The 10,089-nt window shown below is 54.7% G+C and carries 7 protein-coding genes; 1 reads left to right on the top strand and 6 read right to left on the bottom strand.

Features of this window, described 5'->3' with window-relative positions; translation table 11 throughout:
- Positions 1–205: 205 nt before the first annotated feature.
- Together J8X26_RS26820 and J8X26_RS26815 are read right to left on the bottom strand one after the other, a co-directional pair.
- Positions 206–2,149 carry an exoribonuclease II gene (locus tag J8X26_RS26820; RefSeq protein ID WP_208952564.1) on the bottom strand — a complete coding sequence of 648 codons (1,944 nt, stop codon included), beginning with the start codon at positions 2,147–2,149 and terminating at the stop codon, positions 206–208.
- Between the two features lie 147 nt (positions 2,150–2,296).
- Complete coding sequence (locus J8X26_RS26815; protein WP_208952563.1) at positions 2,297–4,603, bottom strand: FdhF/YdeP family oxidoreductase; 2,307 nt, start codon at positions 4,601–4,603, stop codon at positions 2,297–2,299.
- Positions 4,604–5,062: 459 nt separating this feature from the next.
- On the opposite strand from J8X26_RS26815, the gene J8X26_RS26810 reads away from it, so the two are divergent.
- Positions 5,063–6,232 carry a serine hydrolase gene (locus J8X26_RS26810; RefSeq protein WP_152326259.1) on the top strand — a complete coding sequence of 390 codons (1,170 nt, stop codon included), beginning with the start codon at positions 5,063–5,065 and terminating at the stop codon, positions 6,230–6,232.
- A 72-nt stretch (positions 6,233–6,304) separates the two neighbouring features.
- On the opposite strand, the gene J8X26_RS26805 is transcribed toward J8X26_RS26810, so the two are convergent.
- The 4 genes from J8X26_RS26805 to J8X26_RS26790 form a co-directional block, all read right to left on the bottom strand.
- Complete coding sequence (locus J8X26_RS26805) at positions 6,305–7,159, bottom strand: pirin family protein (RefSeq protein WP_208952562.1); 855 nt, start codon at positions 7,157–7,159, stop codon at positions 6,305–6,307.
- A 155-nt stretch (positions 7,160–7,314) separates the two neighbouring features.
- Entirely contained in the window at positions 7,315–7,542 is a 228-nt protein-coding gene (locus J8X26_RS26800) for a hypothetical protein (protein ID WP_015697366.1), read from the bottom strand.
- Between the two features lie 208 nt (positions 7,543–7,750).
- Complete coding sequence (locus J8X26_RS26795) at positions 7,751–8,689, bottom strand: ABC transporter substrate-binding protein (RefSeq protein ID WP_208952561.1); 939 nt, start codon at positions 8,687–8,689, stop codon at positions 7,751–7,753.
- 9 nt (positions 8,690–8,698) lie between these two features.
- Entirely contained in the window at positions 8,699–9,796 is a 1,098-nt protein-coding gene (locus J8X26_RS26790) for an LLM class flavin-dependent oxidoreductase (protein ID WP_208952560.1), read from the bottom strand.
- Positions 9,797–10,089: the final 293 nt, after the last annotated feature.

Genomic DNA, 10,089 nt, shown 5'->3' with positions numbered 1-10,089 from the left:
GCGCAGTGAAAGAGCCCGGGGGGTCTTGGGGGGTGGCGGCGATAGGCCGCCCCCCAAGTCGGTGTGGGCCGATGCCCACGGTGTTGAACTTTGGCCAGTTTGAGTGGCAACCCAAGATTTTGTCATCACTGCAAGTGAAAAATATTCTGAGGGAATAAAAAAACCGGTACTGAGACCGGTTTTTTCCGTCCGCTAAAAGCGAAACCTAGACGGCAGGCTTAGCAATCACATTGCGATTTTCCATGCGAACTTCCGCAATGTTTACGTCAATGATGTCACTCTGACGATAGGCGACTTCGCCTTTAATCAGCACGGTGCCGGTATCTGCACTGCATACCAGCTCGTCGCGTACGCTGTGCAGGAACGGAGCAGGGATGAACGCCACCGCGCCGATGTCTTGCAGGCGCACCCGCAGACCACCGCGGGTCACATCAATGATTTCAGCGCTGAATTTCACATCAGTACCGACTTTATCTTCCAGATAGCGTGCATACAGCCAGTCACCGACGTCGCGTTCGGCCATGCGGTTCGCCCGGCGGCGTTCGGCCAGCTGAACGGTCATGTCGTCCTGAGGTTTCTCAGCAGACTGTTGCAGGATCATCGCTTTCAGAAGACGGTGGTTCACCATGTCACCGTATTTACGGATTGGTGATGTCCAGGTCGCGTAAGCTTCCAGTCCCAGGCCGTAATGCGGCCCCGGCGTGGTGCTGATTTCTGCGAAAGTCTGGAAACGACGGATGCGGCTGTCGAGGAACTGCGTTGGCAGCGCATCGAGTTTACGGCGCAGGGCGCAGAAACCGGGCAGCGTCAGCAGTTCTTCAGCATTGGCTTCAAGGTCATTGGCCGCAAGCACGGTAACCGCATTTTCAACCAGCAGCGGATCAAAACCGGTGTGCACGTTGTAAACGCCAAAACCGAGGCTGTCGCGCAGGGCGATAGCGGCACAGACGTTGGCGGCAATCATGGATTCTTCAACGATGCGGTTAGCGATACGGCGGTGCTCAGCGACGATTTCAAGTACGTTGCCTTTTTCACCCAGTACGAAGCGGTAATCAGGACGATCTTTAAACACCAGCGCGTGTTCGGTGCGCCATGCACTGCGCACGTCGCAAACGCGTTTCAGCAGACGGATTTGATCAGCAATCACATCGCTGGCCGGTTGCCATGCGCTTTTCTCATCGGCTTCCAGCCAGTCGGACACATCGTCGTAGGCCAGTTTGGCTTTTGATTCGATGGTGGCAGCGAAGAAACGAATATCACTGCCCAGTGCGCCATCGGTGCCCAGCGTAACAGAACACGCAAGAACAGGGCGGCTCACATCTGGCCACAGGGAGCAGATATCATCAGACAATTCACGCGGCAGCATCGGGATGTTAAAGCCCGGCAGGTAGTTAGTGAATGCGCGTTTTTTAGCAATATTGTCGAGTTCGCTGCCCTCACTGACGTAAGCCGTCGGGTCTGCAATCGCAATGGTCATCAGCAGGGTGCCGTCGCCGTTGTCTTTCACATACAGCGCGTCATCCATGTCCTGTGTACTGCCGCTGTCGATGGTCACAAATGGCAGGGCGGTCAGATCTTCGCGGGTCAGGCCTTCATCGCGCAGTTGTGCGATATCAGATTTTGGCGCTTCGCGTTCGAGATTATGACGGGCCAGCGTGACCCACCACGGCGCGAGATCATCAGTGCCGGTGGTGATCCATTCAGTGATTTCAGCCTGGAAGCTGTGATCGCCTTCTTTCAGCGGGTGGCGGCGCATTTCTGCCACACACCAGTCGCCGTCACTGACTTCGTGATTGATGTTGCGCGCAACGCGACACTGGATCGCATCACGTAATAAAGGATGGTCGGGGATGATAGAAAGACGGTCGTCTTTTTTCGTCACGCGGCCCACAAAACGGCTGAGGAAAGGTTCAACCAGTGTTTCCGGCTGGACGACTTCACGCTCTTTTTCGGTTTGCAGCGAGGCGATTACGCGGTCACCGTGCATGACTTTTTTCATGTACGGAGGCGGAATGAAATAGCTTTTTTGACCGTCTACTTCAAGAAAGCCAAAGCCTTTCTCAGTCCCTTTCACGATGCCTTCGACACGTGGAGTCTGAGAGTGAAGTTGCTGTTTTAGCTGCGCGAGCAGCGGGTTATCTTGAAACATATCGTCCAGAGAATTAGGGTTAATGTGGCTCGATTAGCGGCAGACAGTTTTACGCGATTCAGCCCCTGCGGGCAAGCGGCATCTGCCCCTTTTGCCTCATAACCCTGAAGCAAAAGGGGAGATTTACGGCGCATCCCGCAGAACGGGTTATGCGATACGTTGCAGGTCGACTTTTTGTTCGCAGCGACGGATTGTCACCGGAACGGCTTTAGAAGTTGGCGTGTGCGTCTGGTCACCAAAACTGGACATCGGGACCAGCGGATTGGTTTCCGGATAATAGGCGGCCAGATTGCCGCGCGGAATGTCGTAGCTGACCAGTTTAAACCCGGTCACCTTGCGCTCAATACCGTCGTTCCACAGCGTTTCGATTTCCACCAGTTCGCCGTCTTTCAGGCCCAGATCGGCCAGATCCTGCGGGTGAATGAACAGCACTTCGCGCTGGCCGTACACGCCACGATAACGGTCATCAAGGCCGTAAATCGTGGTGTTGTACTGGTCGTGAGAGCGCAAAGTTTGCAACGTAAAGGGTGCATTCTGGTCACCCATTGGGATCAGCACGTCCGGCAAAGGCGCGGCGCTGAAATTGGCTTTGCCGCTCAGGGTATTGAAGTTCAGCTCGGCTGCCGCATTCCCCAGATAGAAACCGCCTTTGATATCACAGCGCGCGTTGAAATCCTTGAATCCTGGGATTGTCGCTTCGATATGGTCGCGGATCAGGTTGTAATCGTCGGCCAGCGCCATCCAGTCCAGGTATTTGTCGCCCAACACGGCGTTGGCGATACCGCAGACAATTGCGGTTTCTGAACGCTGCTCTTTCGACAACGGAATCCCCACGCCTTCGGACGCATGCACCATGCTGAAAGAATCTTCCACGGTGATGAACTGCGAACCGGTCGCCTGCATATCCAGCTCAGTACGCCCCAGCGTTGGCAGGATCAGCGCTTCAGCGGCCGGCGTCAGGTGCGTGCGGTTCAGCTTGGTGCTGATTTGCACGGACAAATCCAGATTGCTCAGTGCCTGTTCGGTACGCGGCGTATCCGGCGCCGCTGCGGCCAGATTACCGCCGAGGCAAATCAGCACTTTGGCTTCATGACGCAGCATAGCTTCCAGCGCTTCAACGGTATTGTGGCCGGGAACGCGCGGTGGAGTGAATTTGAAGTGGCTTTCCATGGCATCGAGCAGGGCTTTCGGCGCTTTTTCGTCGATCCCCATTGTGCGGTTGCCCTGCACATTACTGTGACCACGCACCGGACACAAACCGGCACCCGGTTTACCCAGCTGACCGAACAGCAGTTGCAGGTTAGTGATTTCACGCACGGTCGGAACGGAGTGTTTATGCTGCGTCACGCCCATCGCCCAGGTACAAATCACGCGTTCAGCATTCATATAAATCGCCGCGGCTTCGCGCAGGTCTTGCTCACTCAGGCCGGACTGTTCAGTGATTTTGTCCCAGCTGGTGTCATCGACGATAGCCAGATACTCGTCCACACCGGCGCAGTTTGCCGCAATAAATTCTTCATCAAACAGGGAAGGCTGGCCGGACGCAATGCGCTCGCGATGCGTCTGCAATAACGCTTTCACGATACCGCGCACGGCAGCCATGTCTCCGCCAAGATTCGGCTGGTAATAAGCAGAACTGATGCGACCGGCTTTCGGTGTCACCACTTCCAGCGGTTTTTGCGGATCGGCAAAACGTTCCAGACCCCGTTCACGCAGGGTATTGAAGCTGACGACTTTTGCGCCGCGGTCAGACGCATGACGCAGGCTGTGCAGCATACGCGGGTGGTTAGTGCCGGGGTTCTGGCCGAAAACGAAAATCGCATCCGCTTTTTCGAAATCATCCAGACGGATGGTGCCTTTACCGACGCCGATACTTTGTTTCAGACCCACGCCGCTGGCTTCGTGACACATATTCGAGCAGTCAGGGAAATTGTTGGTGCCGAACATACGGCCAAAGACCTGATAAAGGTAAGAAGCTTCGTTACTGGCGCGGCCGGAGGTGTAGAAATCTGCCTGATCCGGGCTTTCAAGGCCTTTAAGATGGCTGGCGATCAGCGAAAATGCGGCGTCCCAGCTGATCGGTTCGTAATGGTCGGTGGTGCGGTTATAGCGCATCGGGTGGGTCAGGCGGCCCTGATATTCGAGGAAGTAATCGCTCTGCGCGCGCAGTTTGGTCACGCTGTGCTGGGCAAAAAATTCTGGCTCAACCGCTTTGCGGGTGGCTTCCCAGCTGACGGCTTTTGCTCCGTTTTCACAGAAACTGAACGTACTGTGGTTATCATCACCCCAGGCACAACCCGGGCAGTCAAATCCGCGACCTTTGTTAACACGCATCAGGTTGCGCAGATTGGAGAGGACTTTTTTACTGTCGAAGACGAAACGGGTAGTGGATTCCAGTGCACCCCAGCCACCGGCCGCGCCGTGGTAGGGTTTGATCTCAGTTTTAAATTTCATAGTTATGCTTCGCAGGTGGTTTTTGTCTGGTCTGTAAACAATCAGAACGGTGAATTGTTAATCCGATTGTTAATTTTATGTCACAAGTTTAGGAGGGAGATGGAGCGGCGTCTAATCGAATGCCATGATGGTGTGATTAGATCTGTCTATTGCCCAAAAATCTGCACGAATAACGGATTTTGACCGGCAGAATGCGACGCGCGTTGTGATTATCACACGGAGTTAAAACAGCGGGTTGCGATAAGAAAGGGTGATGACGGCACCGTGTGAGGATTTTGGTCAAATTAAGATCAAGATGTAACAGAACCGTTTCACTATGAAATGGTTAGCAAAAGACTAAGGGTTTTTCTGAGCGACGATTTAGGGCACCCTATGCGGCAAATAATATTCCGTATTTTTTTATCTGCTGGCAGGTTTGCATTTTGCGCCTGCCGGTAAGGCGCGTTTAAGGATGATTCAGTGAAACGTAGTGTAATTAGTGTCCTCTCTTGTGTGTTGATGTTCTCCGCAGGCAGCGTTAAAGCTGTCGCTCCACTGGATTTCCCGGTTGTGCCACCGAGTATCGATGCCGCGTCCTTCGTGCTGATGGATTACGCCAGCGGTGATGTGCTGGCCGCCGGGAACCCGGACGACCGCCGCAACCCGGCAAGCCTGACCAAACTGATGACTGGTTATGTTATCGACCGCGCGCTGGACCACAAAAAAATCACCATGGACGACGTGGTGACCGTTCCTCAGGAAGCCTGGGTGGCCGGTAACAAAAGCCTCGAAGGTTCTTCGCTGATGTTCCTTAAACCGGGTGACCGCGTTTCCGTGCGTGATCTTATCCGCGGCATCATCATTACTTCCGGCAACGACGCGTGCGTGGCGATGGCGGATTACGTGGCCGGAAGCCAGGATTCCTTCGTCGGCATGATGAACCAGTACGTGGTCAGCATGGGCCTGACCAACACGCATTTCGAAACCGTACACGGTCTGGATGCGCCGGGGCAGTTCACCACCTCCTACGATCTGGCAAAACTTTCCCGTGCGATTATCGGCGGCGAGCCTGAGGAATACCGTATGTATGCTGAGAAATCGCTGACGTACGACAACATCACCCAGCAGAACCGCAACGGCCTGTTGTGGGATAAAAACCTGCAAGTCGATGGCCTGAAAACCGGTCACACCGAAAGCGCCGGTTTCAACATTATCGCGTCGGCCACGCAGGGCGACCGTCGTCTGATTGCCGTCGTTATGGGCGGGAAAAGTGCAAAAGGGCGTGAAGAACAGGCGCGTAAACTGCTGACCTGGGGCTTCCGTGAATACACCAGCAAGCAGATTTTCAAGGCGAATCAGACCGTTTCCAGCGAGCACGTTTGGTTCGGTGCGAATCCTCAGGTGAAAGTCGGTTCCCTGAGCGATGTGTTCATCAGCGTTCCGCAGTCTGACGCCGATAAACTGAAAGCGCAGTACGTGCTGACCAATCCGCAGATTGACGCGCCGCTGAAAAAAGGCCAGGAACTGGGCAGCATTAATATCGTGGATAACGGTAAAGTCATCAAAACCGTGCCGCTGGTGGCGCTGGAAGACGTGGCGCAGGGCGGGATCATCAGCCGTGCCATTGACTACGTGAAACTGAAAATCTAAGTTCTGCTCCTTCCCCTCTCACGAGGGGAAGGTTGGGATGGGGGTGGGTTTACCCCTTGCTAATAAAATTCCTCATAGCTTCACATCAAACTTTCCGGCCTGATAATCCAGAATGGCCTGATTAATTTCCTGCACCGTATTCATTACAAATGGGCCGTGAGAAACCACCGGTTCATTGATTTTATCGGCGTGCCCGAACAGGAATGTGGCGTCATCGGTTGCGGTGATCGTCACGAGGTCATCGCTGTTATCCAGTTCAATCAGATGCCAGGCCTGCGCCAGAATATCATCAATTTTCAGCCGTCCTTTCACCGTATACAGGAAGACCTGTCGTGCCGCTGGCGCATGCAATGTTACTTCGCTACCCGCGCTCATCTGAACGGTCATCAGGGTGACATCGGTCAGTGATTTTATCGGGCCGGTTACGCCTGCAACGCTGCCGGAAATCAGGCTGATTTCGCCGTGTCCTCTGCTCAGCGGAATTTGCGGGATGTCTTGTGCCTGTAAACCGACATAACCCGGCGGCGTCATTTTCAGCTGTGACGGCAAATTCACCCAAAGTTGCAAGATTTCCAGTTCACCGCCGTGGCGTTTGAACGCTTCCGGTGACAGTTCAGAGTGAATCAGACCCGAACCGGCTGTCATCCACTGCACGCCGCCGGTGCCGATAATACTTTCATGGCCACCGGTATCGCTGTGCGCCAGTTCGCCGCGCAGGATAAACGTGACCGTTTCAAATCCGCGATGCGGATGCGGGCCGAACGGTAAACCAAGATTATCCGGTGCATAAACCTGCGGTCCGTGATGATTGAGAAACAGGAAAGGGTCGAGCTGCTCGAGTTCCGGCCCCGGAACCGGACGGCGGGTTTGCAGATCGCGGATATCATCACGATAGGCTTTGTATTGCTTAACAATTTTTCGGGTCATGGCGAGCTTTCCGTTAAAACACTGGATAATAACGAAGACTAGCGGGTTCAGCGGAGGTTGTCACAGCTGATTGTTAACAAGGTGTAATTTGCGCTGAAACGGTACACAAAACGCAGGCGGCTGGCTCACAACCGCCCGGAAACGCAGTCCTGATGTCAGAAAACTTTCGACGAGAAATCCGTTTTCACTTCGCTTTCTATGTAGGTGTTCAGCCCCCAACCGGCGCGGGCGAGCTCTTTCATTTTTTCGAGATGTTCCGGCCCGGGATGGCGGATATCGTAGAGATAAACGTGATTGTTTTTGAAGCGGACTTTGATCGAGTTGGCATCAATCTGGAAGCTGACAACCTGTGAATCACCACTTTTGTTCGCGTAATTTTCCATGCTGCATCCTGTTAGCTGAGCCTGATGACGGGCGACGTCTTCTATTAACCACGTCTGAATTTTCCGTACAGGGCGGCAGTTCACAGTTTGCGAAACAGAGGGAAAACACGGCTTATCAGTGTGTTATAGCGCACAAAGAGAGAAGGCAAAAATGCAAACACCGGCACGAAGCCGGTGTTTATGAAGGTACGGTAGAAACCGCGTGACGCTATTTCAGCAGGAAAGAATGGTCAAAGGTGCCGGTGACATTCAGCGCGACCGGCAACAGACCCTGTGCATGATAGAAATCGGCAGTCTGCTGTTGCTGCGTTTCCGTGTCAGCGTCGATGGGTTGCCAGTAGGATTTACGGCGTTCAAACGACAGCTTCGCCGCGTCCAGCGGGAAGCCAATAATCTTCGCCAGCTTTTCGCTGTAGGCATCCAGATTTTTATACGCCCAGATCTGCGCGTCGCTCAGCCGTTGCAGGTAATCCGCAATCGCCTGACGTTTACCCTGATCTTTAAGCGCCGTGTCAGTCGCTGCAAGGAAACTGTTCCCTGACCACAAACCGCGCCCGTTCACCAGCACACGCAGATGATCCTGCGTTTCAGCAAATGCGGTGTAGGGTTCCCACGTCGCCCACACATCTACGGAACCCTGCGTCAGCGCCAGTTTCGCATCGCTCGGCGGGAGAAAACGGAACGTGACATCTTTGGCGCTCAGCCCGGCGGAGGCCAGCGCTTTCAGCGCCACGAAATGCCCGATAGAGCCGCGGTTGGTGGCGATGCTTTTGCCTTTCAAATCCGCCGCCGATTTAATCGGGCTGTCGGCTTTCACCAGCAACGCGGTGCCGTAAGCGTCAGATTTGTCGACGGCGATCGCTTTCACCTGCGCGCCCGCCGCTTCGGCAAACAGCAGCGGCGCATCGCCAATAATGCCGACATCCACGGCCTGGGCATTCAGGGCTTCCGCCAGCGGGGCGGCGGCGGGAAATTCTGACCATTCAATTTTGTAGGGCAGATTGTCCAGTTTATTCGCCGCTTCCAGCTGTGCCCGCATATTCCCTTTCTGATCGGCAACGCGCAGGGTGGTTTGTTCGGCGCTGGCAGCAAACGTGCCACTGATAAGCGTTGCCAGCAGCAGGAGACTTTTCACATTCACTCGCATCAGGGTTCCTTATACCAGCGTGGTTGCGTCGGTTTTATTGTGTGCCTGCCGGGCAGCGATTTTCTGCTTTGTCAGCGGGATCAGGCTTTTGCCGTATTCAACGGCATCATTAAGCGGATCAAAACCGCGGATCAGGAACGTGGTGATCCCCAGCTCGTAATATTTCAGCAGCGCATCGGAAACCTGTTCCGGTGTGCCGACCAGTGCGGTCGAGTTAGAACCGCCGCCAATCAGCCCGGCGATACCGGTCCACAGGCAGGAATCCAGACGGTCGCCTTGTGCCACGGCTTTCAGTAAACGCTGCGCACCCACGCTTTGCGGTTTGGGTGCCAGCGCCGTCCCTTTTTCCGCCTGTTGCGCGGTGGCTTTCGTCAGAATTTCATCCGCCTTTGCCCAGGCTTCTTCTTCGGTATTGCCCAGAATCGGGCGGAAAGAAATGCTGAAATCAATCTCACGCTGATGTCTGGCCGCAGAGGCTTTCACCGCCTCAACGGTTTCCCTTGCGCTGTCCAGCGGTTCGCCCCACAGCGCAAAAACATCGGCTTGTTTACCGGCTACGCGGATGGCGTCGTCAGACGAACCACCGAAGAAGACCGGTAAGCGATTTTGGAAAGGTTTGATGGCGGAGAAGGCGTTTTCCGCCTGATAAAACTCGCCCTGGTGGTTGTAGCCTTTTTCCGAATACCAGCTCTGTTTCAGCACATCGATGTATTCGTCGGTGCGGCGGTAGCGGGAATCTTTCGGCTCGAAATCGCCGTCACGTTTTTGCTCAGCATCGCTGCCGCCGCTGATGATGTGTACCGCCAGACGGCCATCGAGCAGATGATCGAGCGTCGCCAGTTTACGGGCAGCCAGCGTCGGTGCGACAAAACCGGGACGATGCGCCAGCAGGAAATGAATGCGCGAAGTGCTGGCACCGGCATGGGCGGTCACCAGAAATGCGTCGGGTTGGTCAGAAGCGTATGCCACCAGAATGCGGTCAAAACCGGCGTTTTCATGGGCACGGGCGAAATCCGCGATGTATTGCTTATCAAAAATCGGGCCGGTCGGCGGGATGATTTCAGATGCCAGGCGATGGCCGATCATACCAATAAATTGCACGCTCACGGGCTGTCACTCCTCGGGTCAGAGGCCAGCGGGATGGTGGCTGCGCTGGCAGGAGTTATCACCATAAACGGGATGCTACTATGTTAAAAATTAATTATATGGATAAGCTAATATAAAAAATGTGCATTGTGTGGGGTTGGGCTTTAGCTGTGGGCATGAGTCAAGACCTTGGGTTCGCCGCCCAAACTGGCAAAACCTTGGGCTCGCCACCCAAACTGGCAAAACCTTGGGTTGCCACCCAAACCGGCCTCAGGCCAAAATCAAGACCTTGGGCTCGCGGCCCAAAGGGCGCG

The sequence above is a fragment of the Rahnella sp. ChDrAdgB13 genome, from assembly GCF_017655185.1.
GTDB classification, from domain to species: domain Bacteria; phylum Pseudomonadota; class Gammaproteobacteria; order Enterobacterales; family Enterobacteriaceae; genus Rahnella; species Rahnella contaminans.
This window is presented reverse-complemented; position numbering and strand designations above follow the sequence as displayed.